Origin of the sequence: Allobosea sp. 2KB_26 (assembly GCF_052115715.1) — a bacterium.
In the GTDB taxonomy this organism is placed as follows: Bacteria; Pseudomonadota; Alphaproteobacteria; order Rhizobiales; family Beijerinckiaceae; genus Allobosea.
In genome coordinates this window covers 1,225,386-1,239,600 of sequence record NZ_JBFRHE010000001.1, presented here as the reverse complement: position 1 = coordinate 1,239,600, position 14,215 = coordinate 1,225,386, and the positions used below count along the sequence as shown (strand labels likewise).

Here is a 14,215-nt window from a genome sequence, read left to right as displayed (position 1 = left end):
CCAGCCTGTCCTAGCAAGGTTTTTGCCCATGCGCCGCCTGTCCCTCGTCCTCGCCGTGGCCACAGCCAGCCTCGTCCCGGCGCTGGCACAGACGACGGGCTCGATCAACGCTTCGGCGCGCTCGCACAGCACGAACGCAGCGACCGCCGGGCAGGGCCAGGCGTCCTTCGATGCCTTCCTTCAGCGGCTCTGGCCGCAGGCGCAAGCGCGTGGCATCTCGCGCAAGACCTTCGATCTCGCTTTTCGGGGGGTGACGCCGGATGCCTCGATCGTCGCGCTGACGAAGAAGCAATCGGAGTTTTCGGCGCCGATCTGGACCTATCTCAACAACGCTGTCGGTGGCACGCGCGTCGCACGCGGGCGTGACGCTGCCGCCGACAATGCAAATACGCTTGCCCAGGTCGAAGCCCGCTATGGCGTGCCCAAGGAGGTCGTGCTCGGCGTCTGGGGCATGGAAACCAATTACGGTTCGTTCAAGGGCGACAAGGACACGATCCGCTCGCTCGCGACGCTCGCCCATATCCGCTATCGCGGCGACTTCTTCCGCGATGAATTGCTGACGGCGCTCGAGCTGATCGAGAAGGGCTATGTCGAGCGCAGCGAGCTGCGCGGCTCCTGGGCGGGAGCGATGGGGCACACCCAGTTCATGCCGTCGAGCTACATGAAATACGCCGTCGACTTCACCGGAGACGGGCATGCCGATATCTGGGCTTCGACCAGTGACGCACTGGCCTCGACCGCCAACTACCTCAAGGGCTATGGCTGGGTGCCGGGCCTGCCTTGGGGCATGGAAGTGAGGCTCCCGGAGAATTTCGATCACCGCATCAACAAGGCAAGTTTCTCTGCCTTCAACGCGGCAGGGGTGCGGCGGGCCGATGGGCGGGCGCTGCCATCCTCGGGTGAGGCGCGGCTGTTCTTTCCTGCCGGCTATCGCGGCCCCGTCATGCTGCTGACCGCGAATTTCGACGTCATCAAGAAATACAACTCCTCTGACGCCTATGCGCTTGCGGTCGGCCATCTCGGCGACCGGATCGCAGGGCGTCCCGCAATCCAGGCCGATTGGCCGATCTCGGCGCCGCGGCTGGACATGGCAGGAACCAAGGATCTGCAGCGGCGGCTGAAGGTGCTTGGCTTCTACGATCATGATGCCGACGGGCGCATCGGCACCGGCACACGCGAGGCGGTGCGCCAATACCAGCTGAGCGCTGGCCAGATCGCCGATGGCTACCCGACACCGGCGCTTCTTGCGCGCATGCGTGGGGCGCGCTGACTCCAGCCTCCGACCGCGGTATGATGCCGGCGAACTCCGTCGGCCGGCGTAGGACCGAGAGCGCCATGCGTTTGCGTTCACTTCTGATGGTTCTGGGGGCTGCCCTGCTCCTGCTGCTGACCGGCGGGCCGTCCTCCTTTGCCGAGAACGACACGATGCTGACGCGTGATCCCACGCTGCAGCGTGGCCGCGGGTTCGTTTTTCCCTTCAGCCGACTTCAGCCGCAGCCCCAGCCCGCGCCACAGCGCCAGCGCCTGGCGCCAGCCCAGGCACGCAGGACGTCGCCAGTGGTCGTACGCGACGATCCGGTCATCCCCAAGGTCGATGTCAGCTACCATATCGTCGTGTTGGGGGATTCACTTGGCGATCTCGTGGTCGGCGGGCTTGTCGAGGCCTTGAATGATCGTCCCGACGTCGCGGTGATGCGCAAGACGAAACTCGAGTCCGGTCTTGTCCGCACCGATTTCTACGATTGGCCCAAGGCGGTCACCGATCTGCTGGCCAGCGACCAGAAGATCACCGTCGCCGTGATGCTGCTCGGGCTCAATGATCGGCAAGCGATCCGTGAAGGCGAGACCCTTCATGAGCCGCTGAGCGAGCGTTGGCTGGAACTCTATCGGGATCGGGTCGACGGCATCGCCGGGGCTTTTGCGGCGAAGCGCATTCCCTTGCTCTGGGTCGGTCTCCCGCCCGTCCAGAATTCACGCCTGACCGCCGACTATGTCATTCTCAACGACGTCTATCGGCAGCGTGTCGAGCGGGCCGGCGGCCAGTACATCGATCTCTGGGGCGGTTATGTCGATGCAGAGAACCGCTATAGGGCGATGGGGCCCGATGTCTCCGGGCAGACGACGCGATTGCGCACCGCCGACGGCATCCATTTCACCAAGGCGGGGGCACGCAAGGCCGCTCACTTCATCGATGTGGTGATCCGCCGCCTGATCGAGGGGCGTCCGGAACAAGGCGTGATCGCGCTTCCGGTCGCGCCCGAGACTGGGGCTCCAAGCAATCCGGAACTGCAGGCGGGCGGGGTCGAACGCCTGATCGATCGCATGGTTCAGGGATTGCCCGAACTCGGCGGGCTTGGCCCAGCGCTGCAGGCAAAGCCGCTGGCAGGGCCGATCATGCCGCTGACAGGGGTATCTCCCAGCGGCGACCGGTCGCTGCTCGTCTCGATTCAGGAGGCGCGGGGGCGCGGCGACCTCGCTACCCAGCTTGATCGCGTGTTCGGCGAGGGCGTCGCGAGCGAGCCGAAGCCGGGACGCATCGACGACTACCGCTGGCCGCGCCGGAACTGACCGGAACCGATACGAATATGCCGCTTCCCTTCGGGAGAAGGGGAGCCCCGCAGCGCCGAGACGGGCAAGGGGCCACTCGGGCCACCTGCTCCCCTCATGCGCCGCCCGCTGCGGCATGTCCTCCCCCGAGCGGGAGAACGGATCTCCCTATCGCGGCAGGATGGTCTCGCCCATCAGGTGCTTGTCGATGGAATGGGCCATCTGGCGGCCCTCGCGGATCGCCCAGACCACCAGCGACTGGCCGCGGCGCATGTCGCCGGCGACAAACACCTTCTCGACCGAAGTCTTGTAGGCGAGGGTGTTCGCCTCGACATTGCCGCGCTTGTCGAGCGTGACGCCGAGTTTCTCGATCAAGCCTTCACGGACCGGCGAGACGAAGCCCATGGCGAGCAGGACGAGATCGGCCCTGAGGTCGAACTCGGTGCCCGGGATCGGCTTCAGCGCATTGTCGACGCGGGCGCAGTTCAGCCTGCGGACCTGGCCATTCTCGCCAGTGAACTTCAGCGTGGTGATGGCGAAGTCGCGCTCGGCGCCCTCCTCGTGACTGGAGGAGGTGCGCAGCTTGAGTGGCCAGTTCGGCCAGGTCAGCGCCTTGTTTTCCTTCTCCGGCGGCTGCGGCATGATCTCGATCTGAGTCACCGAGAGCGCACCCTGGCGCACCGAAGTGCCGATGCAGTCGGAACCGGTATCGCCGCCGCCGATCACCACGACATGCTTGCCCGTCGCCAGGATCTCGGCACCATTGCCGTTGGCGGCCTCGCCGCCGACGCGACGGTTCTGCTGTGGCAGGAAATCCATGGCGAACTGGATGCCGGAAAGCTCACGACCCTCGATCGGCAGATCGCGCGGCTTCTCGGCACCACCGGTCAGGCCGACCGCATCATAAGTCGCGAGCAATTCGGCCGGGTCGATATTGACGCCGACATTGGTGTTGTAGTGGAAGACGACGCCTTCGGCCTCCATCTGGCGGACGCGGCGCTCCACATGGGACTTCTCCATCTTGAAGTCCGGGATGCCGTAGCGCAGCAGGCCACCGGCGCGGGCCTGGCGCTCATAGAGATGCACCTCGTGGCCGACACGGGCGAGCTGCTGGGCTGCTGCGAGGCCAGCCGGACCGGAGCCGATGATGGCGATCTTCCTGCCGGTCCTGGCGCGCGGCAGCTGGGGGATGATCCAGCCTTCCTGCCAGCCCTTGTCGACGATCGCACATTCGATCGATTTGATCGTGACCGGCGTGTCCTCGAGATTCAGCGTGCAGGATGCCTCGCAGGGGGCAGGGCAGACGCGGCCGGTGAACTCCGGGAAGTTGTTGGTCGAGTGCAGGTTGTCCAGCGCCTCGCGCCACTTGTCGTTGTAGACGAGGTCGTTCCAGTCCGGGATCTGGTTGTTGACCGGACAGCCGTTGTGACAATACGGAATGCCGCAATTCATGCAGCGCGCCGCTTGGTCGCGGGTTGCCTCCGCGCCGAGCGGAATGACGAATTCCTTGTAGTTCCTGATCCGGTCCGAAGCCGGAAGATACTTCCGGTCGCGACGGTCGATCTCGAGGAAGCCGGTTACCTTGCCCATCGTCTCACATCCGCCTGATTGAGTTACTCGGCCGCGACCGACATGCCGGCTTGCGCCCGCTCGATTTCGAGGAGGGCACGCCGGTATTCGACCGGCATGACCTTGACGAATTTGGGCAGGTATTCCGTCCAGTTCTCGAGAATGTCCTTGGCCCGCTGCGAGCCCGTGTAGCGGTGATGATCGGCGACGAGCTGGTGCAGGCGCTCGGCGTCGTAGCCGGACATGTTGGCCATCACATCGATCCGGCCCTTGAACTCGAGGTCGCCGCCATGGTGGTGGATCCGCTGCATCAGCTCCTCCTCCTCGGTGACCGGCTCGAGATCGACCATGGAGAGGTTGCAGCGCTTGGCGAAGCTCTTATCCTCGTCGAGCACATAGGCGACGCCGCCGGACATGCCGGCCGCGAAGTTCCGGCCGGTCTGGCCGAGCACGACGACGACGCCGCCGGTCATGTATTCGCAGCCATGATCGCCGGTGCCCTCGACCACCGCGATCGCGCCGGAATTGCGCACGGCGAAGCGCTCGCCGGCGACTCCGCGGAAGTAGCATTCGCCCGAGATCGCGCCGTAGAGCACGGTGTTGCCGACGATGATCGAATTCTCGGCGATGGTTTGCGCATCCGGCGACGGCCGGATGATCAGCTTGCCGCCCGAGAGACCCTTGCCGACATAGTCATTGGCCTGGCCCGTGAGATCGAGCGTGACGCCATTGGCGACCCAGGCGCCGAAGCTCTGGCCGGCAGTGCCGGTGAGCTTCACCGTGATCGTGTCCGCCGGCAGGCCGGCATAGCCATAGCGCTTGGCGACCTCGCCCGAGAGCATCGCGCCGGTCGAGCGGTCGACGTTGCGGATCGGGCTCGTGATGACCACAGCCTCGCCCTTGTCGAGGGCGGATGCCGCCTCGGCGAGCAGCGTCCGGTCGAGCACTGCGTCGATCGGATGCTTCTGGCGCTCGACATGGCGGATGGCGACCTCGCCCTTCACCTCCGGCTTGTGGAAAATCCGGGTGAAATCGAGGCCTTTTGCCTTCCAATGGTCGATCGCCTGCTTCTTGTCGAGCCAGTCCGAGCGGCCGACGAGATCGTCGAACCTGGCGACCCCGAGGCTCGCCATGATCTCGCGCACGTCCTCGGCGAGGAAGAAGAAGAAGTTGATGACGTGTTCGGGCGCGCCCTTGAAACGCTTGCGCAGCACCGGATCCTGCGTCGCGACGCCGACCGGGCAGGTGTTGAGGTGGCACTTGCGCATCATGATGCAGCCGGCCGCGATCAGCGGAGCGGTTGCAAAGCCGAACTCGTCGGCGCCGAGCAGGGCGCCGATGATGATGTCGCGGCCGGTGCGCAGGCCGCCATCGACTTGCAGCGCGATACGCCCGCGCAGCTTGTTCAGCACCAGGACCTGATGGGTTTCGGCGAGGCCGATCTCCCAGGGCGATCCGGCATGCTTGATCGAGGTCAGCGGCGAGGCGCCGGTGCCGCCCTCGTAGCCCGAGATGGTGATGTGGTCGGCGCGCGCCTTGGCGACGCCTGCCGCAACCGTGCCGACGCCGAGCTCCGAGACGAGCTTGACCGAGACGTCGGCTGCCGGGTTGACGTTCTTCAGGTCGAAGATCAGCTGGGCCAGATCCTCGATCGAGTAGATGTCGTGATGTGGCGGTGGCGAGATCAGGCCGACACCCGGCGTCGAATGCCGGACCTTGGCGATGCGTGCGTCGACCTTGTGGCCGGGCAGCTGGCCGCCCTCGCCGGGCTTGGCGCCCTGCGAGATCTTGATCTGCATCATGTCGGAATTGGCGAGGTACTCGACCGTGACGCCGAAGCGGCCGGAGGCGACCTGCTTGATCGCCGAGCGCATCGAGCGGCCGTCGGGCAGCTTGACGAAGCGCTCCGGCTCCTCGCCGCCTTCGCCGGTGTTCGACTTGCCGCCGATCGTGTTCATGGCGATGGCGAGCGTCGAGTGCGCCTCATGGCTGATCGACCCGAAGGACATGGCGCCGGTCGAGAAGCGACGCACGATCGAGGCCGCCGACTCGACCTGGTCGAGCGGGATCGGCTTGGTGCCGAGGGCGTCGGCATCCTTGATCTGAAACAGCCCGCGGATCGTGGAGAAGCGCTGGCTCTGGTCGTTCACCAGCTCGGCATAGGCCTTGTACTTGTCCTGCGCATTGCCCCGCACCGCGTGCTGGAGCAGCGAGATGTTCTCCGGCGTCCAGGCATGGTCCTCGCCGCGGATCCGGAAGGCGTATTCGCCGCCGATGTCGAGCGCATCGCGGTAGACCGGCGAGTCGCCGAAGGCATCGCGATGACGGCGCACGGTCTCTTCCGCGAGCTCGGGCAGGCCGACGCCCTCGATCGAGGATACGGTGCCGGCAAAGTACTTGTTGATCGTCTCGGTCTTCAGGCCGATCGCGTCGAAGATCTGCGCGCCGCAATAGGACTGATAGGTCGAGATGCCCATCTTGGACATGACCTTGAGCAGGCCCTTGCCTACCGACTTGATGAAGCGCTTGACGACCTCGTAGCGGTCGACCTCCGGCGGGAACTCGCCGGCCTCGTAGAGCGCCTCGAGTGTCTCGAAGGCGAGATAGGGGTTGATCGCCTCGGCGCCGAAGCCGGCAAGACAGGCGAAGTGATGGATTTCGCGCGGTTCGCCGGATTCCACAACGAGACCGACCGAGGTGCGCAGGCCCTTGCGGATCAGGTGATGATGGACAGCGGCCGTCGCCAGCAGAGCGGGGATCGGGATGCGGTCCGGTCCCACCTGCCGGTCGGAGAGGATGATGATGTTGTAGCCGCCATGCACGGCCGCCTCGGCCCGTTCGCAGAGCCGTGCGATCGCGCCTTCCATGCCGGCTGCGCCTTCGCGCGCGGGATAGGTGATGTCGATCGTCTTGGTGTCGAAACGGTCCTCGTAGTGACCGATGCAGCGGATCTTCTCAAGATCGTCATTGGTCAGGATCGGCTGGCGCACCTCGAGGCGCTTGCGGCGCGATGTGCCTTCCAGGTCGAGGATGTTCGGCCGCGGCCCGATGAAGGAGAGCAGGCTCATCACCAGCTCTTCGCGGATCGGGTCGATCGGCGGGTTCGTGACCTGGGCGAAGTTCTGCTTGAAATAGGTGTAGAGCAGCTTCGACTTCGAGGAGAGAGCCGAGATCGGCGTGTCGGTGCCCATCGAGCCGACGGCTTCCTGGCCGGTCACGGCCATGGGCGCCATCAGGATCTTGGTGTCCTCCTGGGTGTAGCCGAAGGCCTGCTGACGATCGAGCAGGGCGACATCGGTGCGCGAGGCGCGTGCCTCGACCGGCGGCAGTTCCTCCAGCACGATCTGGGTGCGCTTCAGCCAGTCCTTGTAGGGATTGGCAAGGCAGAGCGAGGTCTTGATCTCGTCATCGCCGATGATGCGGCCTTGATCGAGATCAATGAGCAGCATCTTGCCGGGCTGGAGACGCCACTTCTGCACGATCTTCTCTTCCGGGATCGGCAGCACGCCGTATTCCGAAGCGAGCACGACGAGACCGTCATCGGTGACGAGATAGCGCGCGGGCCGCAGGCCGTTGCGGTCAAGCGTTGCGCCGATCTGCTTGCCGTCGGTGAAGGCGATGGCGGCAGGGCCGTCCCAGGGTTCCATCAAGGCGGCGTGATATTCGTAGAACGCGCGGCGCTCCTCATCCATGAGCGGGTTGCCGGCCCAGGCTTCGGGCACGAGCATCATCATGGCATGGGCGAGCGAGTAGCCGCCCTGAACCAGGAATTCGAGGGCGTTGTCGAAGCAGGCCGTATCGGACTGGCCCTCATAAGAAATCGGCCAGAGCTTCGAGATATCTGCGCCGAACAGCTCGGAATCGACCGAGGCCTGACGAGCGGCCATCCAGTTGACGTTGCCGCGCAGCGTGTTGATCTCGCCGTTATGGGCCACCATCCGGTAGGGGTGGGCAAGGCGCCAGGACGGGAAGGTATTGGTGGCGAAGCGCTGGTGGACGAGCGCAATCGCGCTCTCGAAGCGCGGGTCGGTCAGGTCCTTGAAATAGGAGCCGAGCTGCGTGACGAGCACCATGCCCTTGTAGACGATGGTGCGGGCCGACATCGAGACCGGGTAATAGGTCGCGGTGGCGCGGTCCTGGCGCTTGTAGACCTTGTTGGAAACCGACTTGCGCAGGACATAGACCTTGCGCTCGAAATCGTCCTCGTCGGTGATCTCGGCCGGGCGGCCTACGAAAAGCTGGCGATGGGTCGGCTCGGTTTCCTTCACCGCCTCGCCGAGGTCGCTGTTATCGACCGGCACATCGCGCCAGCCGAGGAAGACCAGGCCTTCCTCCTCGACCGTCTGTGCGACGATCTCCTCGCAGACGGCGCGGTCGCCGGCATCCTGTGGCATGAAGAACTGGCCGATGGCGTAGTGGCCGGGCTCGGGCAGGGAAATGCCGAGCTTCGCGCATTCTTCCTGGAAGAAGCGATGCGGAATCTGGGTGAGGATGCCGCACCCGTCGCCGAGCTTGGGGTCGGCGCCGACGGCGCCGCGATGATCGATATTGTGCAGGATCTGCAGGCCCTGCTCGACGATCGCATGGGTCTTGCGGTTCTTCATGTCGGCGATGAAGCCGACGCCGCAGGAATCCTTCTCGAAGGACGGATCGTAGAGGCCCTGGCGCTCGGGCATGGCCGGATCGCGCACCGTCAGGACCGGCTCGGTGGCCGTCATGGTCGTCACAGCTTTGCTGCTGAAGACACCCGACTTGCTGGTTCCGCTCATCGTCAAACCCCGCTTGCCATACCCCTCGCGCTACCGCCGAGAGACCCGCATCAGTCTACATCGCCGTCCGCACCGGCCCCTGCTGGCCTTCAAGGCAGCAAGGATGGAGCCAGTCCGGCCAGGTTCGTCTGTCAGAGGGGGCTTGCGCTTTTTTAATCCCGCGCCCGCGTCCTCCGCAGGCGCCTCGGGCTTCCCAGAGCCCTGTCGCGCCTGTTTACGCCGCCGTTTTACGGGCGGCGCGTTTACGGTTGGCTGTGGCGGTCATGGCCGTGCCCCTCGTCATTGCTCCGCTCCGTTGCGATCGTCCGACACCAGGCTCGCAGCCTCATGTCAGCGCGGTGAAAAATGGGACAGCAACACTGTCCTATTGAGACGAATTTGCCAGAATTCTAATGTCGGCACAAGCGTGAATTTTGGGCGATTTGGAAATATTGTTGCGATATGCCTTTCAACGGCGACATTTCCGGGATGAAAGGCGCAGTTGGGTCGCACGCTTCTTGTTCGAAAGGCTTATGCCGGCGGCGGCCGGTCCGGGCTCAGTCGCAGCGTGCAAGGCGTCATTCCGGCCTTGCGCTTGGCAGGGAGCGCCCGCCTCGCTAACCCTCGTTCATGAACTTCATCAGCGACAATACGGCGGGTGCGAGCGCCCCGGTGATGGCCGCGATCGCAGCCGCCAATGACGGCGCGGCTGCGGCCTATGGCACCGATGTCTGGACCCAGCGCGTCGAACGGCTCTTTGCCGAGCTGTTCGAGCATGAGGTCTCGGTTTTCCTGGTAACCAGCGGCACGGCTGCGAACGCCCTGGCGCTGGCCTGCCTGACGCGTCCCTGGGGCGCAGTCCTGACCCATCAGGAAAGCCACGTCGCCGATGACGAGTGCGGTGCGCCGGAATTCTTCGGCGACGGCGCCAAGCTCATCGGCCTGCCCGGTACCGGCAACAAGATCACGCCTGAGTCCGTGACCAAGGTCTTGGCACGCATGCGCGAGGGCGCGCTGCATCAGGTGCAGCCGCAGGCGGTCTCGATTACGCAGGCAACCGAATGCGGGTTGATCTATCGCCCCGACGAGGTGCGGGCCCTGAAGCAGGCGGCCGAGCCCCGGGCCCTGAAACTGCATATGGACGGCGCCCGTTTTGCCAATGCGCTGGTCACGCTGGGCTGCTCGCCGGCCGAGATCACCTGGAAGGCGGGCGTCGACGTCCTGTCCTTTGGCGGCACCAAGAATGGCGCCTGGGCGGCCGAAGCGGTGGTCTTCTTCGATCAGGCCTTGGCTGACGAAATGAAATGGCGGCGCAAGCGGGCCGGCCATACCCTGTCCAAGGGGCGGCTGATCGGCGCGCAATTCGAGGGCCTCCTGGCCGGCGGCCATTGGCTGGCGCTGGCGCGCCATGCCAACGCGATGGCGTCCCGGCTGTCCGAGGCGGTTACGAGAAGCGGCGCGGTGCGCTTGGCCTGGCCCTGCGAGGCGAATACGGCCTTTCTCGTCCTCGATGCTGCAACGCAGGAGCGCCTGAAGGCGGCCGGCGTCGGCTATCACGCCTGGTCCGACACCGCACTTCCCAACGACGCAGCACTTGCATCGGGCGAGGTCATCGGCCGTTTCGTGATGTCCTTTGCGACATGCGCCGAGGATGTAGAACAGCTGATCACGCTGCTGAACGCGCCGTCTCGCTGAAATATCCCCCGATTGACGCCGCATGGGTGCCGTAATCCCTAAGGAAGACTGAAGCCCCCGTTCGGTCCGTTAACAAGGATGGAGATATGGCTTCTGTTTCGACCGCGCGCTCGCGTGCCGCGCTGATTGGCTTGGCTGTTGCCGGCGCGCTGGCGGGCTCGGCCGGTGGAGCCGCCGCGCAGTATTATTATGACTATGGCTACGAGTATGTGCCGCGTGGCAGCTATGGTTACGGCTATGGCTATCGCTACGCGCCGCCGCCCGCGCCGCTGTCTTCACGGAGCATCGCCGAGATAGCCATCCGCGAGCACAGGCTCGCCCAGGTCGACCGCACCACGCGCACCGAGTCCGATTTTGTGGTCGATGGGCGCATGGCGAATGGCCGGCGCGTACGGCTGGTCTTCGATCGCTTCAGCGGCGATCTGGTCCGGCGGATGAGCCTGCAGACTCCTGAGCGGGTGAGGGGACCCGCCCCGGATGTCGCCCGCGTCGATCCGCGTGAGCATGCTCCGGCCCAACCGCGGTTGCTGCCCCTCCCGCCGGAGCGCCCCGATTCGCTCAAGGCTCCGGCGGAAGCGAACGCGCCTTCGCAGGTTGTCCCGCCGTCTCCTGCCGCGCCCGCGACGGTTCCCGAACCGGAGAAGGGACCTGCACCTCCCGCTGCGGCCACTGCGCCCGCAACCATTATTCCGCCGCCGCTGCCCGTGCCAACCCCGCCAGCTGAGCAGGCAAAGCCTGTCGAGCAGGCCCCTGCCCAGGCGAGCGCACCTGCAACCGAGGCCCCCTCCGCTCCGGCAGCACCGGTCGCACCGACGCCGGCCCCGACCGCGTCATCGGGTGAAGAGAAGCCCAAGCTGGTGAACCCCAACGATGTTCGCGGAACGGAGGCGCCCGAGCACAAGCCGCCGCTTGCGAAGGCTGAATTGCCGGAGACCAAGGCTGCGCCGGTCGAGCTGCCTCCGGTCCAGATCGAAGATCCGGCGCCCTCCGCACCGCGCCCGGCGACGCCTGCCGTTCCGGTTGCGCCTCTCGATTGAGAGACGATCGCCAATTCCAGGCATGAAAAGGGCGCCCCCGGAAACCGGGGGCGCCCTCTGTCTGCCAGCCCTGGGCTGGGCGTGTTACGCGGCCTTGGAAACCTTGGCCTCGAGCACCTTGGCGGGTTTGCCGCCGATGGCGATCTGGCGCGGCTTCTTCGCCTCGGGAATCTCGCGGACGAGATCGATATGGAGCAGGCCGTTCTCGAGGCTCGCGCCGGTCACCTGGACATAGTCGGCGAGCTGGAAGCGGCGCTCGAAGGCGCGGGCCGCGATGCCCTGATGCAGGACTTCGCGCTTCTCGACGGTCTCGGAAACCTGCTTCTCACCGCGTACGGTCAGGGTGTTTTCCTTGCTTTCGATGGCAAGGTCGCTGTCGGAGAAGCCGGCGACCGCGATGGAGATGCGGTAGGCGTTCTCGGCGGTGCGCTCGATATTGTAGGGGGGGTAGGTCGGCGCGGTTTCAGCGCTGGTCGCCTGGTCGAGCAGGTTGAACAGACGGTCGAAGCCGACGGTCGAGCGATAAAGCGGGGAAAGATCGAAGTGACGCATGATGTCCTCCAGAAGAAGCGACGTTTGGTCGAGCCTGCCTCGTCTTGAGCACAGGCCCCGTTCAGGTTCACGCAGCCGGTATCGGCCTGCGTGACCAGGAATTGGGGTGCGATTTCCGCTTTTCAAGAGCTGCCCCCAGCGGGCATAACCGAGAGCATCCGCCCGGGACTGTCGCCGCGATTCGGAGCGCCTGATGGCCGAGGCCGAGCTCTTTTCCCTCCCCGATTACCCGGTTCCCGGGCATGGCAAGGTCTGGCTTGCACTGGCGCGCGATGGGGCGAGGCTCCGCTTTGCGAGCTGGCACCCGACAGTAAAGCGGGTGCGCGGTACTGTCGTGGTCATCCAGGGGCGCGCGGAGTTCATCGAACGCTACAGCGAGACGATCGCCGAGCTGCGCCGCCGTGGTTTCCATGTTCTTGCCTTCGATTGGCGCGGCCAGGGCGGTTCGCAACGTTTCGTGTCGCGTGAACGCAAGGGGCATGTCGGCCGCCTGCGGCATTACGAGACCGACCTCGCCCTTGCCATGGCGGAAATGCAGGCCCGGCTGCCGCCGCCGTATTTCGTGCTGGCGCATTCGATGGGGGCGGCGCTGTGCCTCGACGCTGCCCGGCGCAACGCATTGCCGGTCTCGCGACTGGTTGCACTCGCGCCCATGCTCGGCCTCTCCATGGTCGAGCGGCCACGGGCGGCGAGTTATCTCGCAAGCGTGCTGTACTGGCTCGGCCTCGGCAGCGCCTTCGTGCCTGGCGGCGGTGACACAGCGATCGCGACGAAGCCATTCCAGGGCAACCGGCTGACGAACGACCCCGTCCGCTATGCCCGGAACGCCGCGCTCTCAGCTGCGGCGCGCCATCTCAGCATCGGCGACCCGACTGTCGGCTGGGTCAGAACCGCGTTTCGGTTGATGAACCGGCTGGCGGCTCCCTCGGCGCCCCTAGAGGTCAGGGTGCCGACGCTGGTGATCGCAGCCGGGCGCGACCCGGTGGTCTCGACGCCTGCGATCGAACGCTTCGCGGCGCGGCTGAAGACCGGTTCGGCATTGATATTGCCGACAGCGCGCCACGAGATCCTGATGGAAACGGATGCCGTCCGCGCGCAGTTCTGGGCTGCCTTCGATGCTTTCGTTCCCGGCGAAGTGATCGCCGGGGCCGGCTCAGCCGGCGAGCAGGGCGAGGGCGGCCTGATGAAGGGTCTTGTTGGCGGCGGCGATGATGCGTCCGCCCTTGGCGGCACTGCCGCCATCCCATGAGGTGACGATTCCGCCGGCGCCTTCGACGATCGGGATCAGAGCGACGATGTCATAGGGTTTCAGCCCGCTCTCGATAACGAGATCGACATGGCCCGAGGCCAGCATGCAATAGGCGTAGCAATCGCAGCCGTAACGGGCGAGGCGCACCGCGCTTTCGACACGCAGATAGGCTTCCTGCTCGGCGCCTTGAAACAGTTTTGGGCTGGTGGTCATTACCGTCGCGGTGGCCAGCTCGCCGTTCTGGCGCGTGCGCAGCACCCGTGGCCCGCCCGGACCCTCATAGCGTGCCTGTCGGCCGTCGCCGGAATAGCGCTCGCCGGTGAAGGGTTGGTGCATCATGCCGTAAACCGGAACGCCCTCGCGGGTGAGGCCGATCAGCGTGCCCCAGACCGGGATGCCGGAGATGAAGGCTCGGGTGCCGTCGATCGGGTCGAGCACCCAGACATATTCGGCCTCACCGTTCTCCGTGCCGAACTCCTCTCCGAGCACGCCATGCTCGGGGAAATTGCGCTTGATCAGGTGGCGCATCACGTTCTCGCCGGCGCGGTCGGCCTCGGTGACGGGATCGAACACGCCGCCGCAGGACTTGTCCTCGGTCGCATGCTTGGCGCGGAAGAAGGGCAGGATCGCCTGGCCGGATTGGGTCGCGAGTTCCGCTACGAAGGCGCCGAAATCAACCGCACTCATCTTTGCTCTCCGGAGCTGCGCTATGCTGCGCAGCAAAAATGCAGGATCCAGCCTGCTCGCTCGGTTCTTCTAGCGGCGCTCGTCGTCGGAAAACAAGGAATCTGGCGGAAAATCAGCAACTTTGGATTGCG

At 65.4% G+C, this 14,215-nt stretch carries 9 protein-coding genes; 5 read left to right on the top strand and 4 right to left on the bottom strand.

The annotated features are described in order from the left end of the window. Positions 1-28 precede the first annotated feature (28 nt). Together AB4099_RS06035 and AB4099_RS06030 are read left to right on the top strand one after the other, a co-directional pair. Positions 29-1,270 (top strand): lytic murein transglycosylase, encoded by a 1,242-nt coding sequence (locus AB4099_RS06035; protein WP_441477383.1) that lies wholly within the window; start codon positions 29-31, stop codon positions 1,268-1,270. A 65-nt stretch (positions 1,271-1,335) separates the two neighbouring features. Beyond that, a complete protein-coding gene (locus AB4099_RS06030; protein ID WP_441477382.1) occupies positions 1,336-2,568 on the top strand; it encodes an SGNH/GDSL hydrolase family protein in 1,233 nt (410 codons plus the stop codon). Between the two features lie 147 nt (positions 2,569-2,715). Here the strand turns inward: AB4099_RS06030 and AB4099_RS06025 are convergent, their stop codons facing one another. Next, positions 2,716-4,137 carry a glutamate synthase subunit beta gene (locus tag AB4099_RS06025; protein ID WP_113511060.1) on the bottom strand — a complete coding sequence of 474 codons (1,422 nt, stop codon included), beginning with the start codon at positions 4,135-4,137 and terminating at the stop codon, positions 2,716-2,718. 23 nt (positions 4,138-4,160) lie between these two features. Further along, entirely contained in the window at positions 4,161-8,834 is a 4,674-nt protein-coding gene (gene gltB / locus AB4099_RS06020; protein ID WP_441477679.1) for a glutamate synthase large subunit, read from the bottom strand. A gap of 660 nt (positions 8,835-9,494) precedes the next feature. On the opposite strand from gltB, the gene AB4099_RS06015 reads away from it, so the two are divergent. Further along, complete coding sequence (locus AB4099_RS06015; RefSeq protein ID WP_441477381.1) at positions 9,495-10,559, top strand: threonine aldolase family protein; 1,065 nt, start codon at positions 9,495-9,497, stop codon at positions 10,557-10,559. Between the two features lie 86 nt (positions 10,560-10,645). Further along, entirely contained in the window at positions 10,646-11,596 is a 951-nt protein-coding gene (locus AB4099_RS06010) for a hypothetical protein (RefSeq protein WP_441477380.1), read from the top strand. Positions 11,597-11,680: 84 nt separating this feature from the next. Here the strand turns inward: AB4099_RS06010 and AB4099_RS06005 are convergent, their stop codons facing one another. After that, on the bottom strand, positions 11,681-12,148 hold the full coding sequence (locus AB4099_RS06005; protein ID WP_113511064.1) for an Hsp20 family protein: 468 nt from the start codon (positions 12,146-12,148) through the stop codon (positions 11,681-11,683). Positions 12,149-12,341: 193 nt separating this feature from the next. Here AB4099_RS06005 and AB4099_RS06000 point away from each other — a divergent pair, with 193 nt between their 5' ends. Continuing rightward, entirely contained in the window at positions 12,342-13,397 is a 1,056-nt protein-coding gene (locus AB4099_RS06000; protein ID WP_441477379.1) for an alpha/beta hydrolase, read from the top strand. Here AB4099_RS06000 and hisN read toward each other — a convergent pair. Further along, complete coding sequence (gene hisN / locus AB4099_RS05995; RefSeq protein WP_113511066.1) at positions 13,302-14,084, bottom strand: histidinol-phosphatase; 783 nt, start codon at positions 14,082-14,084, stop codon at positions 13,302-13,304. The two genes, AB4099_RS06000 and hisN, sit on opposite strands and share 96 nt — an antisense overlap. Between the last annotated feature and the right edge of the window lie 131 nt (positions 14,085-14,215).

What these genes read in the sequence shown, in the direction of transcription:
- hisN (WP_113511066.1), bottom strand. Translation starts at nt 14,084, where the DNA reads ATGAGTGCGGTTGATTTCGGCGCCTTCGTAGCGGAACTCGCGACCCAA.
- AB4099_RS06005 (WP_113511064.1), bottom strand. Translation starts at nt 12,148, where the DNA reads ATGCGTCACTTCGATCTTTCCCCGCTTTATCGCTCGACCGTCGGCTTC.
- AB4099_RS06015 (WP_441477381.1), top strand. Translation starts at nt 9,495, where the DNA reads ATGAACTTCATCAGCGACAATACGGCGGGTGCGAGCGCCCCGGTGATG.
- gltB (WP_441477679.1), bottom strand. Translation starts at nt 8,834, where the DNA reads ATGACGGCCACCGAGCCGGTCCTGACGGTGCGCGATCCGGCCATGCCC.
- AB4099_RS06010 (WP_441477380.1), top strand. Translation starts at nt 10,646, where the DNA reads ATGGCTTCTGTTTCGACCGCGCGCTCGCGTGCCGCGCTGATTGGCTTG.
- AB4099_RS06035 (WP_441477383.1), top strand. Translation starts at nt 29, where the DNA reads ATGCGCCGCCTGTCCCTCGTCCTCGCCGTGGCCACAGCCAGCCTCGTC.
- AB4099_RS06000 (WP_441477379.1), top strand. Translation starts at nt 12,342, where the DNA reads ATGGCCGAGGCCGAGCTCTTTTCCCTCCCCGATTACCCGGTTCCCGGG.
- AB4099_RS06025 (WP_113511060.1), bottom strand. Translation starts at nt 4,137, where the DNA reads ATGGGCAAGGTAACCGGCTTCCTCGAGATCGACCGTCGCGACCGGAAG.
- AB4099_RS06030 (WP_441477382.1), top strand. Translation starts at nt 1,336, where the DNA reads ATGCGTTTGCGTTCACTTCTGATGGTTCTGGGGGCTGCCCTGCTCCTG.